At 73.1% G+C, this 22,460-nt stretch carries 13 protein-coding genes; 6 read left to right on the top strand and 7 right to left on the bottom strand.

The genetic code is table 11. From position 1 onward, the window contains the following. From ACWCYO_RS35565 to ACWCYO_RS35550, 4 genes are all read left to right on the top strand, one after another. The coding region (locus ACWCYO_RS35565; protein ID WP_449786541.1) for an amino acid adenylation domain-containing protein at nt 1-7,434 on the top strand (7,434 nt) is incomplete at its 5' end. Between the two features lie 20 nt (nt 7,435-7,454). Continuing rightward, the gene (locus ACWCYO_RS35560; protein WP_449786540.1) at nt 7,455-11,348 is read left to right on the top strand and encodes an amino acid adenylation domain-containing protein; all 3,894 of its coding nucleotides are present in this window, start codon (nt 7,455-7,457) and stop codon (nt 11,346-11,348) included. Nucleotides 11,349-11,362: 14 nt separating this feature from the next. Then, complete coding sequence (locus ACWCYO_RS35555; protein ID WP_449786539.1) at nt 11,363-11,584, top strand: MbtH family protein; 222 nt, start codon at nt 11,363-11,365, stop codon at nt 11,582-11,584. Between the two features lie 45 nt (nt 11,585-11,629). Continuing rightward, entirely contained in the window at nt 11,630-12,961 is a 1,332-nt protein-coding gene (locus ACWCYO_RS35550; RefSeq protein WP_449786538.1) for a hypothetical protein, read from the top strand. 10 nt (nt 12,962-12,971) lie between these two features. Here ACWCYO_RS35550 and ACWCYO_RS35545 read toward each other — a convergent pair whose 3' ends face one another. The 4 genes from ACWCYO_RS35545 to ccsB form a co-directional block, all read right to left on the bottom strand. Continuing rightward, the gene (locus ACWCYO_RS35545) at nt 12,972-14,078 is read right to left on the bottom strand and encodes an alpha-hydroxy acid oxidase (protein ID WP_449786537.1); all 1,107 of its coding nucleotides are present in this window, start codon (nt 14,076-14,078) and stop codon (nt 12,972-12,974) included. Continuing rightward, nucleotides 14,075-15,154 (bottom strand): 4-hydroxyphenylpyruvate dioxygenase, encoded by a 1,080-nt coding sequence (hppD, locus tag ACWCYO_RS35540; RefSeq protein ID WP_270142635.1) that lies wholly within the window; start codon nt 15,152-15,154, stop codon nt 14,075-14,077. The genes ACWCYO_RS35545 and hppD overlap by 4 nt, the downstream gene beginning before the upstream one ends. Then, on the bottom strand, nt 15,151-16,425 hold the full coding sequence (locus ACWCYO_RS35535; protein WP_449786542.1) for an aminotransferase-like domain-containing protein: 1,275 nt from the start codon (nt 16,423-16,425) through the stop codon (nt 15,151-15,153). The genes hppD and ACWCYO_RS35535 overlap by 4 nt, the downstream gene beginning before the upstream one ends. A gap of 314 nt (nt 16,426-16,739) precedes the next feature. Continuing rightward, nucleotides 16,740-17,873: a c-type cytochrome biogenesis protein CcsB gene (gene ccsB / locus ACWCYO_RS35530; protein WP_449786536.1), complete on the bottom strand. Its 1,134-nt coding sequence runs from the start codon at nt 17,871-17,873 to the stop codon at nt 16,740-16,742. Nucleotides 17,874-18,055: 182 nt separating this feature from the next. Here ccsB and ACWCYO_RS35525 point away from each other — a divergent pair, with 182 nt between their 5' ends. After that, nucleotides 18,056-18,292 (top strand): hypothetical protein, encoded by a 237-nt coding sequence (locus tag ACWCYO_RS35525; protein WP_270142633.1) that lies wholly within the window; start codon nt 18,056-18,058, stop codon nt 18,290-18,292. Between the two features lie 87 nt (nt 18,293-18,379). On the opposite strand, the gene ACWCYO_RS35520 is transcribed toward ACWCYO_RS35525, so the two are convergent. The 3 genes from ACWCYO_RS35520 to ACWCYO_RS35510 form a co-directional block, all read right to left on the bottom strand. After that, a complete protein-coding gene (locus tag ACWCYO_RS35520; protein WP_449786535.1) occupies nt 18,380-18,778 on the bottom strand; it encodes a hypothetical protein in 399 nt (132 codons plus the stop codon). A gap of 62 nt (nt 18,779-18,840) precedes the next feature. Next, a complete protein-coding gene (locus tag ACWCYO_RS35515) occupies nt 18,841-19,809 on the bottom strand; it encodes a hypothetical protein (protein ID WP_270142630.1) in 969 nt (322 codons plus the stop codon). A 661-nt stretch (nt 19,810-20,470) separates the two neighbouring features. Next, on the bottom strand, nt 20,471-21,811 hold the full coding sequence (locus tag ACWCYO_RS35510; RefSeq protein WP_449786534.1) for an NADH-quinone oxidoreductase subunit D: 1,341 nt from the start codon (nt 21,809-21,811) through the stop codon (nt 20,471-20,473). A gap of 188 nt (nt 21,812-21,999) precedes the next feature. Between ACWCYO_RS35510 and ACWCYO_RS35505 the strand changes: the two genes are divergently transcribed. Beyond that, the coding region (locus tag ACWCYO_RS35505; RefSeq protein ID WP_449786533.1) for an Hsp70 family protein at nt 22,000-22,460 on the top strand (461 nt) is incomplete at its 3' end.

Below are 22,460 nucleotides of genomic sequence, written 5' to 3'. Positions count from 1 at the left end.
GATCTCGGCGCGGCCTACTCCGCCCGTCTCGCCGGTGGGGCTCCCGGGTGGGAGCCGTTGCCGGTGCAGTACGCGGACTACGCGTTGTGGCAGCGCGAGTTGCTCGGTGGGGAGGGTGAGGCGGGCAGTCTGGCTCAGCGTCAGCTGGCGTACTGGTCGGACACGCTCGCGGAGTTGCCCGAGGAACTCGCCCTGCCGGTGGACCGGCCCCGTCCGGCGCAGGCCAGTCACCGGGGTGGCACCGTCGCGCTCGACTGGGACGCCGATCTCCATCAGGCGCTGCGGGCTCTGGCCCGTGAGAACCAGGCCAGTGTGTTCATGGTGGTGCACACCGCTCTGGCCGCGCTCCTGAACTGTGTCGGTGCGGGGGAGGACATCCCGATCGGTACGCCCATCGCCGGACGTACCGACGACAACCTCGACGACCTCGTCGGTTTCTTCGCCAACACCCTCGTCCTGCGCACGGACGTGTCGGGTGCGCCGACCTTCCGTGAGCTCCTGCACCGGGTCCGTGGTGCCGATCTCGCGGCCTACGCGCACCAGGACACGCCGTTCGAGCGGTTGGTGGAGCTCGTCAATCCCGCCCGTTCCATGGCCCGTCATCCCCTGTTCCAGGTGATGCTCGCCTTCCAGAACACCCCCGAGGTCACCCTCGACCTCCAGGGCCTCACCTTCACCCTCGAACCCGTCGACCTCGGCATCGCCAAGTTCGACCTGCTGTGGAGCCTGAGGGAGCGCCCGGACGCCGGCGGTGTCGACGGGCTCCTCGAATACAGCACGGACCTCTTCGACGCCGCGACCGCGACCACCCTGGCGCGCCGGCTGGAGCGGGTGCTGCGCACGGCGGTCGCCGACCCCGACCGCCCGATCGCCCTGGTGGACCTCCTCGACGAGGACGAGCGCCGGCAGGTCCTGGTGGACTGGAACGACACCGACGCGCAGGTGACCCCGACGCCCCTGCCGGAGCTGTTCGAGGCGCAGGCCGCCCGCACCCCCGAGGCGACCGCCGTGCTGTACGACGGACAGCCGCTGAGCTACGCCGAGCTGAACGCCCGCGCGAACCGCCTGGCGCGTCTGCTGGTCGACCGTGGCGTCGGCCCGGAGTCGGTGGTGGCCCTGTCGCTGCCGCGCTCGGCCGAGCTGGTGACCGCCGCGCTGGCCGTGCTGAAGGCCGGCGGCGCCTACCTGGCCGTCGACCCCGACTACCCCGCCCAGCGGGCCGGCTTCATGTGCGCGGACGCCGCGCCGGTCGGCGTGCTGACCGCGGGCGGCTCGGACGGCCGGATCCCGGCGGAGCTGACCCGCTGGCGGCTGGACGACCCGGCCGTGGGCGCGGAGCTGGCCGGGTACTCGCCGGCCGACCTGACCGACGCCGAGCGCCGGACCGCGCTGCGCACCGGCCACCCGGCCTACGTGGTCTACACGTCCGGCTCGACCGGAACGCCCAAGGGCGTCCTGGTCAGCCACCACGGTCTGGCCGCCCTCGCCCTCTCCCACCGGGAGGCCCTCGGTCTGGACGGCGGGTCCCGGGTGCTGCAGTTCGCCTCGCTCAGCTTCGACGCCTCGGCCTGCGAGCTGGTCATGACGCTGTTGTCCGGCGCCACCCTGGTGGTCCCGCGCCCGGACCAGGCCGTCGGCGAGGCCGTCGTGGAGCTCGTCGTCGAGACCGGGGTGACGCACGCGATGCTGCCGCCCGCCTTCCTCGCCACCCTCGATCCGGAGCGGATGACCACCCTGCGCGGCCTGATCACCGGGGGCGAGGCCTGCCCGCCCGAGGTCACCGCCCGCTGGTCGGACGGCCGGACGATGCTGAACGCCTACGGCCCCACCGAGTCGACGGTGTGCGCGAGCCTGAGCCGGCCGCTGTCCGGGGCGGTCGTCGCACCGATCGGCCGACCGGTGGCCAACACCCGCGCGTTCGTGCTCGGCCCGGGTCTGCGTCCCGTTCCCGTCGGCGTGGTGGGCGAGCTCTACCTGGCCGGTGACGGCCTGGCGCGCGGCTACCTCGGCCGGCCGGGGCTGACCGGTGAGCGCTTCGTGGCCGATCCCTTCGGCGAGCCCGGCTCCCGGATGTACCGCACCGGTGACCTGGCCCGCTGGACCCGCGACGGCGAACTCGTCTTCGCCGGCCGGGCGGACGACCAGGTGAAGCTGCGCGGTTTCCGGATCGAGCTCGGCGAGATCGAGGCCGTCCTGGTCCGCCACCCCGCCGTCGCCCGCGCCACCGTGCTGGTCCGCGAGGACCAGCCCGGTGACAAGCGCCTGGTCGGCTACGCCGTCCCCCGCGACGGCGCCGCTCCGGACCCGGCCGAGCTGCGCTCCCACGTCGCCGCCGCGCTGCCGGACTACATGGTGCCCGCGGCCGTCGTGGTGGTGGACTCGATCCCGCTGTCCCGCACCGGCAAGGTGGACCGCGCGGCCCTGCCCGCGCCCCGGTTCGACACGCTCGGCTCGGGCCGTGGCCCCCGGACCGCCCGTGAGGAGGTCCTCTGCGCGCTCTTCGCCGAGGTGCTCGGCCTGGAGAAGGTCGGCATCGACGACAGCTTCTTCGACCTCGGCGGGCACTCGCTGCTCGCCACCCGCCTGGTCAGCCGGGTCCGCTCGGTGCTGGACCTCGAACTGCCCCTCGCGGTGCTGTTCGAGGCGCCGACGGTGGCCGCGGTCGCGGCTTACGCCGGCGCCGGGGCGCCGCCCCGACCGGCGCTCGAGCGCGGACCGCGACCGGACGTGCTGCCGCTGTCCTTCGCCCAGCACCGGCTGTGGTTCCTGGGCCGGCTGCACGAGGCGGACGCCATCTACAACATGCCGGTTCCGCTGCGGCTGACCGGCACGGTCGACCGGCCCGCGCTTCAGGCGGCGCTGGACGACCTGCTGGCCCGGCACGAGTCCCTGCGCACCCTGCTCGTCGAGGTCGACGGGCGTGCGGAGCAGCGGGTGCTCGACGCCGACCGGACGCCGTTCCCGCTGAGCTTCGTCGAGGCCACGGAGGCGGAGCTGCCCGAGCTGGTCACCGCCGCGGCACGGGCCGGCTTCGACCTGGCCACCGAACTGCCGGTGCGGGCCTCGCTGTTCAGCTTCGGGCCGGACGAGCACGTGCTGCTGCTGTCGCTGCACCACAGCGCCGCCGACGGCTGGTCGCTGGCCCCGCTGGCCCGTGACCTGGGCGAGGCCTACACCGCGCGGCTGGCCGGCGGGGCGCCCGCCTGGGAGCCGCTGCCGGTGCAGTACGCGGACTACGCCCTGTGGCAGGGCGAGCTGCTCGGCGACGAGAACGATCCCGAGAGCCTCGCCCACCGCCAACTCGCCTACTGGCGCGAGGTCCTGGCCGACCTGCCCGAGGAGCTGGCACTGCCGGTCGACCGGCAGCGGCCGGCGGTGGCCAGCCACCGTGGCGGGCGCATCGCCGTGGCGTGGGACGCCGAGCTGCACCGGGCCGCGGTGGAGCTCGCCCGCACGACCGCCACCAGCGTGTTCATGGTCGTGCAGGCGGCCCTGGCCACCCTGCTGACCAGGCTCGGCGCCGGCGAGGACATCCCCGTCGGCAGCCCCATCGCGGGCCGGACCGACGAGGCGTTGGACGGCCTCATCGGGTGCTTCACCAACACCGTCGTCCTGCGCACGGACACCTCCGGCAACCCCGGCTTCCGGGAGCTGCTGGGCCGCGTGCGGGCGACGAACCTGGGTGCCTACACCCACCAGGACCTGCCGTTCGAGCGCCTGGTGGAGGTGCTCAACCCGGTCCGGTCGCTGTCCCGGCAGCCGCTGTTCCAGGTGCTGCTGGCCTTCCAGAACACGCCCGAGGTGGCGCTGCGGCTGCCCGGCGTGGACGTCGGGCTGGAGCCGGTCGAGGTCGGTGTGGCCAAGTTCGACCTGTCGCTGAGCCTGCACGAGTCGTACGGCGAGGACGGCGAGGCCGGCATCGAGGGCATGCTGGAGTACAGCACCGACCTGTTCGACCACGCGAGCGCGGAACTGCTGGTCGCCCGGCTGTCCCGGCTGCTGCGCGCGGTGCTGGCCGATCCGGACCGCCCGATCGGTCTGATCGACGTCCTCGGTGACGCCGAGCGGAACCAGGTGCTCCGGGAGTGGAACGACACCGCGGTGGCCCTGCCCGCGCAAGCGTCCACGGTGCACCAGGTCTTCGCGGACCACGCGCGCCGACAGCCGCAGGCGGTCGCCGTCCGGGCGGGGTCGCGGGAGCTGACCTTCGGCGAGCTGGACGCGCGTGCCGACCGGCTGGCGAGGCGCCTGATCGAGCTCGGCGTCCGGCCCGAGGACCGGGTCGCGGTGCTGACCGAGCGCTCGGTCGAGCTGGTGGTCTGCCTGCTCGGTGTGCTCAAGGCGGGCGCGGCCTACGCGCCGCTGCACGAGGGCTATCCGGCCGAGCGGATGCAGCACGTGCTGCGGCGTTCGGGGGCGCGGGTCCTGCTCACCGACCGCGCCTGGCACGAGCGCGGGGTGCCGCGGGCCGAGCAGGTCGTGGTGGTCGAGGAGGACGACCGGCTGGTGGCCGACGGGTCTGCCGCCCCGGCCGTCCCGGCGCACCCCGAGCAGGCGGTGTACGTCATGCACACCTCGGGCTCCACGGGCGAGCCCAAGGGCATCACCATCACCCACCGCGCCCTGCTGGAGCTGGTCCTCGACCCGCGCTGGGAGCCGGGCCACCAGGACCGCGTCCTGATGCACGCGCCGTACGCCTTCGACATCGCCAACTACGAGCTGTGGATACCGCTGCTGACCGGCGGCCAGGTCGTGCTGGCCCCGCCCGGAGACCTCGACGTCGCCGAGCTGAAGCGGCTGATCGTCGAGGAGCGGATCACCGGGGTGCACTTCACCGCCGGGCTCTTCCGGGTCGTCGCGGACGACCTGGCGGACTCCCTCGGCGGGGTCCGGGAGATCCTCACCGGTGGTGACGTGGTCTCGGTGGCCGCCGTCGAGAGCGTGCTGCGGGCCGCCCCGCACGTCGTGGTCCGGCACCTGTACGGGCCGACGGAGATCACCCTGTGCGCCACCCAGCACCGGGTCACCGCCCCGACGGAGCTGGGCGACCGGCTGCCGATCGGCCGGCCGATGGCCAACACCCGGGTGTACGTGCTGGACGGCGCGCTGTCCGCGGTACCGGTGGGAGTCGCGGGCGAGCTGTACATCGCGGGCGCCGGCCTGGGCCGGGGCTACCTCGACCGGCCGGGCCTGACCGGCGAGCGCTTCGTGGCCGACCCGTTCGGCGAGCCGGGCGAGCGGATGTACCGCACCGGCGACCTGGCGCGCTGGCGGCCGGACGGCACGCTGGAGTTCGTCGGCCGGGCCGACGACCAGGTGAAGATCCGCGGCTTCCGGGTCGAGCCCGGCGAGATCGAGGCCGTGCTCGGCCGGCACCCCGGGGTCGCGCAGAACGCGGTGATCGTCCGTGAGGACCGGCCGGGCGACCAGCGTCTGGTGGCGTACGTGGTCGCGGCCGGCGACAAGGGGGACGACGGCTCCGAGCGCCCGGCGGCGAGCCGGCGAACCGGCGAGGACGGACCGGCGACGGACGGCCTCGACCCGGCGGAGCTGCGCACCTTCGTCGGCACCGTGCTGCCCGACTACATGGTGCCCGCGGCCGTCGTGGTACTGGACGCGCTGCCGCTGACGCCCAACGGGAAGCTGGACCGCAAGGCGCTGCCGGCCCCCGCGGCGCGTCCGCTGGGTTCCGGCGGGGCGCCGCGGAACGCGCGGGAGGAACTGCTGTGCGCGCTGGTCGGGGAGGTCCTCGGGCTCGGCACGGTCGGCGTCCACGACAACTTCTTCGAGCTCGGCGGCGACAGCATCGGCTCCATCCAACTGGTCAGCCGGGCCCGCGCGGCCGGGCTGGCGCTGACCCCGAAGGACGTCTTCCAGGCCAAGACGGTGGCCCAACTCGCCATCGTGGCGGGCGAGGTGGTCGTCCGGGCCGCCGACGACGGCGTCGGTCCGGTCCCGCTCACCCCGGTCATGCACGACCTGCGGGCGCGCGGCGGCACGCTGGACGGCCTGCAGCAGTCGGTGCTGCTGCAGGTCCCCGCGGAGCTGACCCGGTCCGGGCTGACCACCGTGCTGCAGACGGTGCTGGACCACCACGACGTCCTGCGGCTGGAAGTCCTCGACGAGTCCTGGCAGCTGCGGACGCGGCCGGTCGGCGCGGTCGCCGCGGCGTCCCTGCTGCGGAGGGTGGACATCGCCGGGCTGGACGGGCCGGCGGCGCGCGCGCTGATGCGGGCCGAGGCCGAGGCCGCCAGTGCCCGGCTGGCCCCCGCCGACGGGGTACTGCTGCAGGCGGTCTGGTTCGACGCGGGTCGCGAGCGGTCCGGCCGGCTGCTGCTGGCCGTCCACCACCTGGCCGTGGACGGCGTTTCCTGGCGGATCCTGCTGCACGACCTGGCGGCCGCCTGGACCGCGGTCGCCGCCGGGCGCGAGCCTCGGCTGGAGCCGGTCGCCACGTCCTTCCGCCGCTGGGCGCGGACCCTCACCGAGGAGGCCGCGCGCCCCGCCAGGGTGGCGGAGCTCGCGTTCTGGGCCGGCCCGGACCCGGCACCGGAACCCCTGTTGGGGTCCCGGGCCCTCGACCCGGTCCGGGACACCACCGCCACCGCGCGTTCGCTCGCGGTGTCGCTGCCCGCGCCGGTCACCGAGGCCGTGCTGTCCGCGATCCCGGCGGCGTTCAACGCGGGGGTCAACGACGTCCTGCTGGCCGCGCTCGCCCTGGCGGCCGCCGCCCTGCGGGAGGACGCCGAGGGCGGACCGGTGCTCGTCGAGGTCGAGGGCCACGGCCGTCAGGACGACCTCGTGGACGGGCTCGACCTGTCCCGCACCATGGGGTGGTTCACCACGGTCTACCCGGTCCGGCTCGAGCCCGGAACGGTGGACTGGGACGACCTGTGGTCCGCCGGGCCCGCCGTCGGCCGGCTGCTCAAGCGGATCAAGGAGCAACTGCGCACGGTGCCGGACCACGGCCTCGGCTACGGGCTGCTGCGTCACCTGAACGCCGGGACGGCCGAGGCGCTGGCGGGGGTTCCCGCTCCGCAGATCGGCTTCAACTACCTGGGCCGGTTCGACGCCGCGGGACCGGGCGCCGACTGGGGCCTGGCACCGGAAGGCGTGCAGGACGACGCGGCGGGCCCGCCGTCGGACGGGGCGATGCCGCTGCGGCACGCGCTGGAGGTCAACGCCCTGGCACGGCCCGGGACCGACGGCGCCGAACTGCGCGCCGTCTGGACCTGGCCGGACGGTGTCCTGACCGAGCGGGACGCGCGGGTGCTCGCCGACACCTGGGTGCGGGTGCTGGAGGTCATGGCCCGGCACGTCGAGAGCGCCGATGCCGGTGGCGCCACCACGTCGGACTTCGATCTGGTCCAGCTGGACCAGGACGAGATCGACGAGTTCGAGAACGAGTTGATCGAGGACGGGGACCTGTGGTGAAGCGCGCACGGATCGAGGACATGCTGCCTCTCACGGCACTGCAGGAGGGGCTGCTCTTCCACTCCCTCTACGACCAGCAGGCCTCGGACGTCTACCACCTGCAGTTCGCCTTCGACCTGCGTGGGGAGCTGGACGCCGAGGCGCTCCACCGGGCGGCCACCGGCCTGCTGCGCCGGCACGCCAACCTGCGGGCGGCCTTCCGCCAGCGCCGCAACGGCGAGTCGGTGCAGGTCGTGCTGGACGAGGTGACCCTGCCCTGGCGCGTGGTCGACCTCTCCACGCTGCCCGTCGCACGGCGCGAGGAGGAGCTCGCGGCGATCCTCGCCGAGGACCGCGCGAAGCGCTTCGACGTCAAGAGCCCGCCGCTGATCCGCTGCCAGCTGGTGCGGCTCGGCGCACGGGAGCACCGGTTCGTGCTGACCAGCCATCACCTGCTGATGGACGGCTGGTCGGTGCCGCTGCTGCTGAACGAGCTGTTCACCATGTACGCCGACGGCGGCGACCACGCGCTGGCGCCGGTGCGGCCCTACCGCGACTACCTCCGCTGGCTGAGCCGCCAGGACCGGGCCGCGGCGGAGGCCGCCTGGCGCCGCCACCTCGGCACTCTGGAGGAGCCGACCCTGCTGGGCCCGGCCGGGGCCGGCCGCGAGACGGTGGTGCCGGACGAGGCGCTGGTCGACCTCGGCGCGGACCTGACCGCCCGCCTCACCGCGGTGGCCCGCCGCAACGGGCTGACGCTCAACACGGCCGTCCAGGGGGCCTGGGCGCTCGTGCTGTCCCGGCTGACCGGCCGCTCCGACGTGGTGTTCGGCGCGACGGTCTCCGGCCGCCCGGCCGACCTCGCCGGAGTCGAGTCCATGATCGGCCTCTTCGCCAACACGGTCCCGGTGCGGGTGCGGATGGACCCGGACCAGTCCCTGGCCGGGTTGCTGGCCGGACTGCAGCAGGAGCGTTCGGCCCTCGCCGACTACGAGCACCTCGGTCTCGGCGAGCTCCAGCAGCTCAGCGGCGTCCGCGCCGAACTGTTCGACTCGCTGTACGTGTTCGAGAACTTCCCGGCCCCGGCCGAGCGCGGCACCCCCGTCTACGAGGGCCTGACGCTGGCCGGCGCGGACGGCCAGGCCGCCGCCCACTACCCGCTGACGCTGACCGTCCTGCCCGGTGCGGCGCTACGACTGCGACTGGACTTCCGTGCCGACCTGTTCAGCCGGGCGACCGTGCTCGGTTGGGCGGACTGCCTGCGCCGGGTGCTGGAGGCGCTGGTGGCCGACCCGGACCAGCCCGTCGCGGCCGTGGACGTGCTCGACGACGCGCAGCGGCAGCGGCTGCTGGTCGAGTGGAGCGGCACCACGGCGGCGCCGGACGGCAGTTGCCTCCCGGAGCTGTTCGAGGCCCAGGTGCGCCGGACCCCGGACGCGACCGCGCTGTGGCAGGACGACGCGCCGGTCAGTTACGCCGACCTGAACGCGCTGGCCAACCGGATGGCGCGGTTCCTGGTCGACCAGGGCGTCGGCCCGGAGTCGGTGGTCGCGCTCGCCCTGCCGCGCTCCGCGGACCTGGTGGTCGCGCTGCTGGCAGTGCTCAAGGCAGGTGGCGCCTATCTCCCCCTGGACCTCGAACACCCCCGTGAGCGGGTGGAGATGATCACGGCCGCGGCCCGCCCGGCGGTGATGCTGACGACCGAGGACGGACTCGCCCACCTTCCCGCCGGCCAGGCACGGTGGTGCGTGGACGGCGCCGAGTTCCGCACCGCCACGGCCGGGTACGCCGCGAACGATCTGACCGACCGGGACCGCGCCGCCGCCCTGCGGCCCGAGCACCCCGCGTACGTGATCTACACCTCCGGGTCCACCGGCGCCCCGAAGGGCGTACTGGTCCCGCACCGCGGCCTGGTCAACTTCCTGCTGGGCACGGGCCAGCTGTTCCCGATGGACACCGGGGACCGGATGCTCGCCGTCACCACCGTGGCCTTCGACATCCACGTGCTGGAGCTGTACCTGCCGCTGCTCGCCGGCGCGAGCGTCGTGGTGGCCGGGCGCGACCAGGTCCGCGACCCCGCGGAACTGGCCGCCCTGCTGCGCCGCAGCCGGGCGACGATCATGCAGGCCACGCCGACGCTGTGGCAGGCGCTGCTGGCCGAGCACCCGCAGGACGCGCGGGGGCTGCGCATGCTGGTCGGGGGCGAGGCGCTGCCGGCGCCGCTGGCCGCCCGGATGCGGGAGCTCACCCCGGCCGTCACCAACCTCTACGGGCCCACCGAGACGACCGTGTGGTCGACCGCGGCCGACCTCGGCGCGGACCACCCGGGAGCGCCCTCGATCGGCCGCCCGATCCGCAACACCCGGGCGTACGTGCTGGACGACCGGCTCCGGCTGGTCCCGCCCGGGGTGGCCGGTGAACTGTACCTGGCCGGCGAGGGTCTGGCCCGGGGCTACCTGGACCAGCCCGCGCTGACCGCCGGACGCTTCGTCGCGGATCCGTACGGTCCGGCCGGGTCGCGGATGTACCGCACCGGCGACCTGGCCCGCTGGACCGAGGACGGCCGGCTGGACTACCACGGCCGGACCGATCACCAGGTCAAGCTCCGCGGCTTCCGGATGGAGCTCGGCGAGGTCGAAGCCGCCCTGGTCGCCCACCGAGGGGTGACGCAGGCGGTCGTGGTGCTGCGGGAGGACCGGCCGGGTGACCGGCGGCTCGTCGCCTACGTCGTACCGGACGGGCCCGCCCTCGACCCCGCGGAGACGATCGCCCACCTGCGCCGACGGCTCCCGGAGTACATGGTGCCCGCGGCCGTGGTGCCGCTGGAGGCCCTGCCCCTGACACCGAACGGGAAGCTCGACCGCAAGGCGCTGCCCGCGCCGGACCTCACCGCCCGGGCCTCGGACCGGGAGCCGCGCACCCCGCAGGAAGAGGTGCTCCGCGCCCTCTTCGCGGAGGTGCTCGGCCTGGAGCGGATCGGCATCGACGACGACTTCTTCGAGCTCGGCGGGCACTCGCTGCTGGCGACCCGGCTGGTCAGCCGGATCCGCGCGGAACTGGGCACCGACACCTCCATCCGCAGCCTCTTCGAGGCGCCGACGGTGGCGGCCCTCGCCCAGCGGCTGCACCAGCAGGACGACCCCTTCGACACCATGCTTCGGCTGCGCCCCGGACGCCGGGGGACGCCGTACTTCCTGGTCCACCCCGCGGCCGGTCTCGGCTGGTGCTACACGGGCTTCATCACCCGGCTCGACCCTGACTCGGCGGTCTACGCCCTCCAGGCCCGCGGACTCACCGGCGACGGCGAACTCCCCGGCAGCCTGCGGGAGATGGCCGCCGACTACCTCGCGCGGATCCGCGCGGTGCAGCCGCGCGGGCCCTACCGCCTGCTCGGCTGGTCGTTCGGCGGTCTGGTGGCGCACGCGGTCGCGACGATGCTCCAGGACGAGGGCGCGGAGGTGGAACTGCTCGCGCTGCTCGACTCCTACCCGGCGACGGACGGGCCCGAGGTGTCCGAGGCCGACCTCGACCGGGAGATCCTGGCCGCGCTGACGGCCGAGCCGGCCCAGGCCGCGGAGCCCGGCGGCGACGTGCCGTCGGCAGCCGACCTCGCGGAGCTGCTCGGCCGGCAGGACAGCCCGCTGGCCGGGCTCGGCGAGCGTGGCGTCGAGGCGCTCAAGCGCGTCGCCGCCAACAACATGCGGATCGCCCGCGACTTCGCCCCCGGAACCTTCCGCGGCGACGTCCTGGCCTTCCGGGCCGCCCGGCACACCGTGGAGCCGCTGTCCCCGGCCAAGGCCTGGGCCGCCCATGTGACCGGCGGCATCGACGAGTTCGAGCTGGACTGCACCCACCAGGAGATGACCGCGCCGGCCTCGCTGGACGTGATCGCCGGGGTGCTGCGTGACCGGATGTCGCCGACATCCGGACGATGACAAGGAGAGACACGATGACGACGAACCCCTTCGAGGACGAGAACGGGACCTACCTGGTGCTGGTCAACGACGAGGGCCAGCACTCGCTCTGGCCCGCCTTCGTCGAGGTGCCGGCCGGCTGGGAGAAGGCCCACGGTGAGGACACCCGCCAGGCCTGCCTCGACTACATCGAGGCGAACTGGACCGACATGCGGCCCAAGAGCCTGATCGAGGCCATGGATGCGGGACATGCCTAGGGATTGCGGCAGCGCGGGGGAGGCACGGACATGACGAGGTCGGGGTTGGCAGAGGAGCCGGAACGGCTCCGGGAGTCCGGCGCGCCCGTGCCCGGTGCGGGAGTCGGCGGGCCCGCCCTCACCGCGGGGACGCGCGCCGACGCGGCTCGGGCGCTGCGGCGGGCGGTCGAGGAGGTCACCGCCTGGTCGCACCGGCCGATCGGGCCGGAGAGCTTCGCGAGCTTCCCCTACCGGGCGGTCGTCGGCTACTACCGGCAGGTCGGCAAGGCCGCGGTGGCACCGGAGCTGGTGGCGCTGCTGCGCGGTCTGCGCATCCGGATCGGCTGCGCCGGCGGGGGCCGGCCGTGGTCGTCCCCGGACGCCTGGCTGTTCGACCGGTGGCTGCCGCTGACGTTCACCGACCAGCCGATGGCCTACGACACCTATGCCGGCCACGAGTTGCTGCAGATCGCGCACTGGGAGGCCGACAGCGCGGAGCACGCCGAGGACCTGCTGATGATGGCCCTGCTCGCGGATCTCGCGACGGTCGAGCTCGACGCCCTGGCGCTGCCCGAGCCGACCGGCCGTCAGCGGACCAGGACCGTCGCGGTGCTGCAGGCCCTGGCCCGGCTCGGCGGGTACGCCCCGGCGGCCGTGCCGGACGCCGTGTCGCTGGAGCCGCTCCGGGCCGTGGTCGCCGCCGCGTCCGGGAACGAGGCGCTGGTGCGGGCCGGCCGGGAGACCGTGGCGGCACTGCGGGCCGAGGTGCCCGCCGGACTGCGGCGGGCGGTGGACATCGGGCTGCTGCCGGTGACCACCGTGCACGATGAGCACATGTTCATCCGGTCCATCCAGCTCTTCGAGCGGATCTTCGCCCGGGTGGCGGGCGCGCTGACCGACGCGATCGGGGCGGTCCGCGCGGGGCGGCCGTCCGACGCGGCCGCCGTGCTCTCGGCGGCGGCGGACCGGCTGACCGGAGCGACGCCGGCGCTGTACCGGGTCCTGACCACGATTCCGCCCGAGACGTTCGCGGTGATCCGGGACCACACCCATGGTGCCAGCGCGATCCAGTCCCGCCCCTACCAGATGATCGAACTGGTCAGCGCGAAGCGGGCGGACGGACCGTACGCGATGGAGAAGGGCCCGATGTTCACCGTCCCCGCGACGCTGCAGGAGGAGTTCCTGGAGCGGGCGGGCGGTTGGGACACTGCCGAGGCACGCCGGCTCCAGGAGGCCATGCTCGGCCTCGACGCCGCTTGGCGGTCGATGAAGCGCACGCACTGGGGCGTGACGCTGAAGATCATCGGCAAGGTGTCGGGCACCGGGGGTACCACGGGCGCCGACTACCTGAAGGCGGCGGCGAACATCGAGCTGTTCCCGATGCTCGCCGCCGCCTGACCGGCTGGGCTCAGGCCAGCACGGCGGTGAGGCCGCGCGCGGCGGTGAGGTCGGGGCACCCCGACAGGACGAGGGATTCCCGGAGTTCGGCCCGCAGCAGGTCGAGCACGAGCGCGGCGCCCGCCTCACCGTCCACGGCCAGGCCCCAGAGCACCGGCCGGCCGACCATCACGCCGTCCGCGCCGCAGGCCAGGGCGCGCAGGACGTCCATCCCGGACCGGATGCCGCTGTCGAGCAGCACCGAGCAGCGGCCGCCGACCGCGTCGACCACCGAGGGCAGGGCCGTGATGCTGGCCACCGCGCCGGAGAGCTGCCGGCCGCCGTGGTTGGACACCACCACCGCCTCGGCGCCGAGTTCCACCGCCCGGGCGGCGTCCCGCGGGTCGAGGATGCCCTTGAGCACCAGCGGCATCGTCGTCCGCTCGCGCAGCCAGGCCAGGTCCGCCCAGCCGATCGCGGGATCGAAGGCCTGCCCGGTGTGCGTCGCGACGCCCGACGCCCCGGGCAGGCGGGTGTGCGTCGCCGCCAGCGGCACTCCGCCCAGGTTCGCCGCGGTCACGTGCGGGGGCAGCGTGAACCCGTTGCGCAGGTCACGGAGCCGGCGGCCCATGACCGGCACGTCCACGGTGACCACCAGTGCCTCGCAGCCGGCCTCTTCGGCCCGGCGGACCAGGTCGAGCACCTGCTCGCGGTCCCGCTGCCAGTACAGCTGGAACCAGGTCGACCCGCCGACCGCGGCGATCTCCTCCAGCGGGTAGCTGCTCAACGTGCTGATCGTGAAAGGGACGCCGGCCTTGGCCGCGGCCCGCGCGGCGGCGAGCTCGCCGTCCGGGTGCAGCAGCCGCTGGTAGGCCATCGGCGCGACCACGACCGGCATCGCGGCCGTACCGCGCAGCAGCGGGCCGGAGGGGTCCGCGGCGTCCGACCCGGCGAGCACCCGCGGCACCAGGCGCACCTGGTCGAGCGCCGCCCGGTTGGCGGCCTGGGTGGACTCGTCACCACTGCCGCCCGCGACGAAGTCCCGGACCTCGGCGGGCACCCGGTCCTCGGCAAGCCGCTCGACGTCGGCGAGACAGACCGGCGGGACCGCCCCCGCCTCCCGCGCGGAGCCGCTCATCGGGTCGCCTCGTTCCTGGCCTGCTCCAGCTCCACGGCGGTGTAGAGCGCCTTGATGTTGCCGCTGCCGAAGGTCCGGGCCCCCAGCCGCTCGATCACCTCGAAGAACAGCGTGCCGCGCGGGTGGACGGACCGGGTGAAGATCTGCAGCAGCTGGCCGTCCTGGTCCTGGTCGACCAGGATGTTGAGCTCCCGCAGCCCGTCGACCGAGTGCCGCAGCAGTGCGAGGCGCTCCGGCACCAGGTCGTAGTAGGCCCCGGGCGTGCGCAGGAACCCGACGCCGTTCGCGCCGAGGCGGGACACGTCCCGCACGATGTCGTCGGTGGCGAACGCGATGTGCTGGACGCCCGCTCCGCCGTGGTCCTTGATGAACTGGTCGATCTGGCCGGGCTCCCTGGACAGGTCCGGTTCGATCAGGGTGAGCGTCACCGAGCCGGAGCGGCTCTGCACGACCATGGAGTCCATCGCCTGCCTGCCCACCACGATGCGCTCGGTGAAGACCATGTCGAAACCGAGCACGGTCCTGTAGAACTCCACCGTGGGTATGAGCTGCCCGGCCTCCAGGCACACCGCGAAGTGGTCGACCGTGTGCAGCCCGAGCGCCGACCGCCGCCCACCGGTGACGGGATCCTCCTCGACCACGGACAGTCCCGGCAGGGCGCGCTCGTCCGCTCCGGGCAGACGCTGGACGAAGGTGTGCACCACGTCGCCGAAGCCGCCGATGGACGCCGTGACGACCCCGTCCCGGGTGGTCGGCGCGGCGACCGGCCGGGCTCCCCGCCGGACCGCTTCGGTGAAGGCGGCCTCCGCGTCCGGGGTGCTGAGGGCGATACCGGACACTCCGTCGCCGTGCCGCTCGACGTAGGCGGCGGCCGGGTGGTCGGCGTCGCCGGCCTCGGTCAGCACCAGCCTGATGCCCTGTCGGCCCACCGCGACCGTGCGGACCCCGTCCGGTGTCTCGGTGGACCGCGCGTAGACGCCCAACCCGTACCGGTCCACGAAGAGTTCGGTCGCCACGTTCAGGTCGGCGACCGCCAGCTCGACGTGGTCGACGCCAAGTATGTCCAGCGCGCTCACAGTTGTCCCCCTCGGCATGGTGCGGTCCCGCTCTTCCGTTCACGTTGGTCGTGGATGAATTCCGCCAGCCGGTCCAGGCCGACCGCGATCTGGTCGACGGTCAGATAGCTGAAGGACAGCCGGATCTGGTGGCGCGGCTCGCCGTCGCCGTAGAAGTGGTGCATGGGTGTCCACAGCACCCGGTGTCGGCGCGCCGAGAGCTCGAGCAACTCGTCGTCGACCGGGAACGGTACGTCCAGGACGACGAAGAAGCCCCCCGTGGGTACGTTCCAGGTCACTCCGGACCGCTGGTCCGGCGGGAACCGCTCGGTCAGCCCGGCCAGCAGGTGGCGGAGGTTCTCCTGGTAGACCGCGTTCTCCCGGGCGTTCGCGGCGCGCAGGCTGAAATCGTGCTCCAGGAGCTTCCCGCCGATGACGGCCTGCGCGATCGGTGAGGTGTTCACCGTCAGCATGCTCTTGATCTTCGCGAGCTGGTCGGCGAGCGACTGCGTGCCGCCGTTGCCGTCGCTCACCAGCTGGTCGGCGATGGCGTAGCCGATCCGGGCGCCCGGCAGGCCGGTCTTGGCGAACGACCCGAGATGGATGACCCGGCGGTCGCGATCGAGCGCCTTGAGCGTCGGCAGCGGGTCGGCGTCCGGCGCATGGAAGATCCCGTACGGATTGTCCTCCAGCAGCAGGAAGTCGTGCTCCTCCGCCAGCCGCAGCAACTGCTCCCGGGTCTCCAGGTCGAGACTGATCCCGGACGGGTTGGCGAAGTCGGCGACGACGTAGAGCGCCCGGGGGCGCAGGCCGGACTCCCTGGCCCGCTTGACGACGGCCACCAGGTCCGCCAGGTCGATGCCCTCCGGCGAGCCCTTGACCGGCAGCAGCGGCATGTCGACGAGCTCTGCGGCGCCGGCGACCCCCACGTAGCAGGGCAGGACGGTCAGCAGGCAGTCCTTCTCGGTCCGCCGCAGCGCCCGCAACGTGAGGAAGAGGGCCTCCTGGCAGCCGACCGTCACCACGATCGACTCCGGGTCGACCACCACGTTCTCGTCCACCGCGAGGTTCCTCGCGATCAGGTCGTGGATGATCCCCTTGGTCCGGCCGTACTGCAGCACGGTCCGCCGCACCAGCGCGACGTCGTCGTCGAACCGCTCCATCAGGTGGTCGGTGTACCGGCGCAGGTAGCGGTGGACGAGTTCGGTGTCGAACAACCCCTCGAAGGGGCGTCCGGCGGCGAATGAAATGGCGTCCGGAAAGCGCTGCGACACTTCGTTGAGAAAATTCATCGATTCGATGACCGGTGAGGCCAGCGAGCCGTGCAGGCCGGCGAGGTCCAGCTCTACCGGATTCCGTTCGGTGTCGGACACGGCCAAATCCAGATCCCCCTTTGATTTGCACCCGCGGGCGCGGCGGCGAACCACTTTCCCCGAAGCCGCCCACGCGGGGTTCACGAACATGTGGGTACGGAATCGCAGCCCGGTGAACAGTGAATCATGAAACGATGCCGGCATCGGCCCGCGGTGCACCTTGCGACGTCGATTCCACGCCGATCATTCACGGGCCGGAATTTCGCGCGCCGGAATTTCGCGCGCTGCCGGCGTCAGCCGATCCCCGCGTACGAGTGCTTCCCGGTGACGAAGATGTTGATGCCGTAGTAGTTGAACAGCATGCAGGCGAATGCGACCAGGGCCACGTAGGCGGCCTTCCGGCCACGCCAGCCGGCGGTCGCCCGGGCGTGCAGGTAGGCCGCGTACGCGACCCAGGTGACGAAGGACCAGGTCTCCTTCGGGTCCCACTCCCAGTACTTGCCCCAGGCCGCCTCGGCCCAGATGGCACCCGCGATGACGGTGAACGTGTACAGCGGGAACACGATCGCGTTCACCCGGTACGAGAAGCGGTCGAGCGTCGCCGCCGCGGGAAGTCGTTCCCAGACCGAGGCGGGGATGCGCAGCGGGCCCGTGTCGCGGCCGAGGGCGCGCTGCTTCTCGTACACGTCCTTGCCGAGGTACATCAGGGTCGCGGCGAACGCCGTGTAGAAGGCGCCCACGCAGGCCGTCGCGGCGGTGACGTGAATGCCCAGCCAATACGAGTGCAGAGCGGGCACCAGCTGCTCGGCCCCGGTGTAGAGCACCGTCACCGCGAGGCCGAGCGTGAGCACGGCGCCGACGGTGACGGGCACGCCCAGCCAGCGCACCCGGACCTTGGCGGCCAGCAGGCCCAGGTAGACCAGGACCATGGCGAGCGCGAAGGCGCAGGAGAACTCGTACATGTTGCCCCAGGGCCAGCGCATCGCCGAGAGCCCCCGGGCGGTGACCCCCCCGACGTGGAGCAGCGCCCCGAGCGTGGTGAGCGAGATCGCGATCCGCCCCGCCAGGTCCGCCTTCGGGCTGCTCCCCGCGGCGCCGGGTCCGTCGACCTGAGGCTCCGCACCGCGAGCCGAGGTCACCACGGTCGCCCCCTCGCCCGCCACCACGGTGCGGGTCAGCGTGGTGGTCCGGCCGTCCCCCGACGCCACCGTGACCTTGGCCTGTCGGATGCTCTTCGTCGCATGGGCGGCCACCGTCTCGGCCAGGCTGGTCTGCTCGATGGAGCGCCGGGCCACCGTCCCCCGGCTTCCGAACGTCCACTCGAAGAGGTGGGCGAACATCGCCAGGACGTACACCGCCATGGCCGAGTAGATGAGCTTGTTGGACATGCCAGCCAGTTGGAGGTCGACGACCGAGGCGAGGTTCACCACGAGCTCCTTCGGAGTCAGGCTTCGAGCGGACACTGACCGGCCCCACTCTACGGTGATCGATCCGCCGCCCACTCCCCGGGTCCCCGGCGCCGACTGGTCGTCACATCGGCGGCGCGCCCGGGACGGTGAGCACGCCTCGGGAGCGCACGGCCGGGCGGGCGGGATCAGCCGATCGCCTGATGGGGATTCAGGGCGGGGAATCTGGCGCACTGGGCGGACATCAGCTCGGCGAGGGCGCGGGCCGCGGCCTGCGGCCCGCGGGCGCCGACATCGCCCCGGAGCTGTTCACACTCGACCGGCACGGTTTCCCGGTGGTCGGCGAAGGCCCCGTGTCGGTCTGGCTGACGCCGTCCGCCAAACGGGCCGTCAACCGGCGCCCGGCCCTGGCCCTGCGCTTCGCCGCGTCCAGCCGCTGAGCCCGGGGCCGGGCGACCGAGGCGATCCGGGTGCGGCCGCTGGCCGCTGGGGCCGCGGTGCGACGGCCTTGTCGCACCGCCGGCCCGTCAGCGCACGACGATGGTGGCCTGCCAGCGGTGGCCGGTGCCGTCCTGGCTGGTCAGTTGGGCGGTGCCGGGCCCGTTGGCGGCGAACAGCGCGGGGGTCACGCCGACCGGGGCGGTCAGCGGGGCTTTGGCGGGGGCCAGCACGCGCGGGTCGGAGCTGGTGACGGCGGACCAGTGGGCAGTGCCGGTGGCGGTCAGGAAGACGGTGAGCCGCTGCCCCGTGGGCAGGCAGAAGGAGCCGGTGTCGGTCTCGGCCAGGGTGCCGGCGGTGCCCGGCAGCACGGCCTCGGCCGGTGGGCGGCAATCGGTGTTCCCGGTGGCCGTGGCGCCTGTCGTCCCCTGTGTGGTGCAGGCGGTCAGCAGGAGGAGCAGCGGCAGCGGCAGGGGGCGTGGTAGCACGGTGGTCCTCCACGGCGGGCGGCGGCCCACCGGTTCCCCGGTGGGCCGCCGCTGACTGATGGTCAGTGCTGGTTGGTCGAGCTGCTGTAGTAGCTGACGCAGCCGCCGGCGTTGCTGTTGAAGTTGTTGCTCCACAGCGACTGCACGGCGTAGTTCGCGCCGTTCATGCTGACGATGCTGGAGGCACCCTGGCCGCTGGAGATCCAGGCGCACTTGTCGCCGGTCTCGGCGCCGCCGCCGTCCACCCAGCCGCTGCTGGGTGCCGGGTCGGTGAGGGTCTCGGCGTACTCGTGGCCGCCGACGATGGTGACGCCCTCGGTCGCCCCGTTGACCCCGCTGGAGCCGGTGGCGACGAAGTTGGCGCCGCAGCCGGAACCGGCGTCGGTGACGTACGGCATGTTGGTGTAGGGCAGGTCGGCGCCGTTCACGCTGGTGTGGTCGTGCCAGGCGCAGTACGAGGTCTTGAAGCCCTGCGGCACCACGCCGTGCGGCACGTCCACGATGATCTCGACGTTGTCGCCGGAGACTCCGAAGTGCGTGGCCGCCTTCTGCGCCTCGGCCGCGATCGCCGAGCTGCCGGGCTTGTTCGGAGCGGAGACCGAGCTGTCCAGCCAGGTGCCGGCCACCGGGTTGCTGCTCGGGTGGCCCACGTGGGTGCCCGAGCTGCCGCACTGGGTGGTTCCGGTGGCGACGCCCTGGCAGTACTGCGTCTGTGAGTTGGACCAGGTGTCGCCGCTGCCGTAGGCGTGCTGGAAGAACGACAGCTGCAGCGGGGCCTCGCCCGAGGGGTCGTTGGTGACGGTGGAGCCGGTGCCCCACTGGTTGCCCCAGTAGACGATGTAGATCTTCGGGCTCGTGACGATGTTCCCACCGCCGTAGGCGAGGTTTCCGCTGCTCGTGGTGGCCTGGCCAGAGCGGGCCTTCATGGCGTGTCCGGCCGCTGGGGAGGCGCCCGCGGGGGCGGCCACCAGCAGGACGGCGGCGGACAGGGCGGTGAGGGTACCGAGGCTGTGCTTGATCGATCGCAGCAAGGTCGTGCCCTTCGATGAGGGTGGTCGATGGGGCTTGCATGCGGTACGGCCGGGGCCCGGCACCGTGGTGCGGGCAGGGGGCGGCCGCGCCTGGATGGCGCCGATCCCGTGGGGAAGGGCTCGGTGGGGGCCGAGCCGCGGTGAGCGTAGGCCCGCTGATGATTCTCGGTCAAGGGAACCAACGGGTAACCGACTTCGCGCCGCCGCCCCGCAGTCGGGCGCTGCCGAGCGGGCGTCGGCGGAAGCACCGACGAGGAGAAGCGGGGTGCCGATGGATGATCGCTCGTCGGCAGGCGGAGCGATTCTTCGGCGCCGGCGCGTCAGGTGACGTGGAGCGTGAGTGCCGCGGTGTGGAGTTGGCCGGCGGTTCGGAACCGCAGGTAGGCCCGCCGGTTGCCGGGTTCACCGAGCAGGGCGTAGAAGGTCAGCGTCGGCCCGCCGTGGTCCGCGGTGGCGGGGGGCGTACCGTCGCCAGTGGTTGTGGTCGGGCTACCGCCCCGTGGTGGCAGGCCAGTTGGGGGCGGTGGGCGGGGAGAGGGCGCGGAGGCGGTTCAGGACGGTCGGGTCCTTGGCGTCGAGCCAGTCGGCGAGTTGGCGGAAGGAGACACAGCGGACGTCAGGTCGATGCCGCGCAGGAAGAAGGTCACCTCGGCGCCGGCGTTCACCGGTCCACGCCGCCCATCACCGGGTCGATGCTCGCCACCGCGACGATGACGTCCGCGACCTGCCCGCCCTCGCACATCGCGGCCATCGTCTGCAGGTTGGTGAACGACGGATCGCGGAAGTGCACCCGGTACGGCCGGGTGCCGCCGTCGGAGACGACGTGGACGCCCAGTTCGCCCCTGGCGGACTCGACCGCCGCGTACGCCTGGCCGACCGGGACGCGGAAGCCCTCCGTCACCAGCTTGAAGTGGTGGATCAACGCCTCCATGGACTGGCCCATGATCTTGCGGACGTGGTCGAGCGAGTTGCCCAACCCGTCCGGGCCGACGGTCAGTTGGGCGGGCCAGGCGATCTTCTTGTCGGCCACCATGACCGGGCCGGGGGTCAGCCGGTCCAGGCACTGCTCGACGATCCGCAGCGACTGGCGCATCTCCTCCAGCCGGATCAGGAACCGGCCGTAGGAGTCCGCGGTGTCGGCCACCGCGACCTCGAACTCGTAGTCCTGGTAGCCGCAGTAGGGGTCGGTCCTGCGCAGGTCGTGCGGCAGGCCGGTGGCCCGCAGGATCGGCCCGGTGGCGCCGAGCGCCATGCAGCCGGGCAGGTCGAGGTGGCCGACGCCGATCAGTCGGGCCTTGAAGGCCGGGTTCCTGGTCGCCAGCTTGTCGTACTCCGGCAGCCGCGAGCGCAGCAGCTTCACGCCCTCGCGGATCTGGTCCGGCGCGCCCGGGGGCAGGTCCTGGGCGAGGCCGCCCGGCCGGACGTAGCCGTGGTTCATGCGCAGGCCCGTCACCAGCTCGAAGATGTCCAGGATGACCTCGCGGTCCCGGAAGCCGTAGACCATCAGCGTGGTGGAGCCGATCTCCATCCCGCCGGCGGCCAGCGCCACCAGGTGCGAGGAGACCCGGTTGAGCTCCATCATCATCACCCGGATGACGCTGGCCCGGTCCGGGACGTCGTCGGTGATGCCGAGCAGCTTCTCGACCGCCAGGCAGTAGGCGGTCTCGTTGAACAGCGGGGTCAGGTAGTCCATCCGGGTCACGAAGGTGGTGCCCTGGACCCAGTTGCGGAACTCCATGTTCTTCTCGATGCCGGTGTGGAGGTAACCGATGCCGCAGCGGGCCTGTTTCACCGTCTCGCCGTCGATCTCCAGGATCAGCCGCAGCACGCCGTGGGTGGACGGGTGCTGGGGGCCCATGTTGACGATGATCCGCTCGTCGTCCGCCCGTTCTCGTCGCTGCGCGTCACCGGCGACCTCGTCCCAGTCGCCGCCGGTGACGGTGTAGACGCGGCCCTCGGTGGTGTCCCGCGCTCCTGCCGACTCGTGCTCGCCGCCGCTCATCAGCCGTATGACCTCCGCCCGGGTCGGCGTGGGCTGCCCCACTCCAGGATCGCGCACATCCGCCGTGAACACCCGGCCGGACCGGCACTGCACCGGGCCGCACCCGGCACCTGCCGGTCGGGCGGGGGCTCACGTTTCGCTCCTCCTCCTGGGGCAAGACGCGTAGGGGCAGGAGAGGAGGCCTGGTGATGGCGCGCGCGGTTGGTATCGATCTGGGGACGACGAACTCGGTGGTCTGCGTGCTGGAGGGCGGCGAGCCGGCCGTGATCGCGAACACCGAGGGTGCGCGGACCACCCCGTCGGTGGTGGCGTTCGGCAAGGGCGGCGAAGTGCTGGTCGGCGAGGTCGCCAAGCGGCAGACGGTGACCAACGTGGACCGCACGGCACGCTCGGTGAAGCGGCACATGGGCGAGGGCGACTGGCGCTTCCCGGAGAAGGGCGATGTGGACGGCAAGCGCTACACCGCGCAGGAGATCTCGGCCCGGGTGCTGCAGAAGCTCAAGCGGGACGCCGAGGCCTACCTCGGCGAGGACGTGACGGACGCCGTGATCACGGTGCCCGCGTACTTCAACGACTCCCAGCGCACCGCGACCAAGGAGGCCGGCGAGATCGCGGGCCTGAACGTGCTGCGGATCATCAACGAGCCGAC

Source organism: Kitasatospora sp. NPDC001683 (assembly GCF_053596495.1).
Note: the sequence above shows the minus strand (reverse complement) of the source record. Positions and strands in the feature narration are given on the sequence as shown.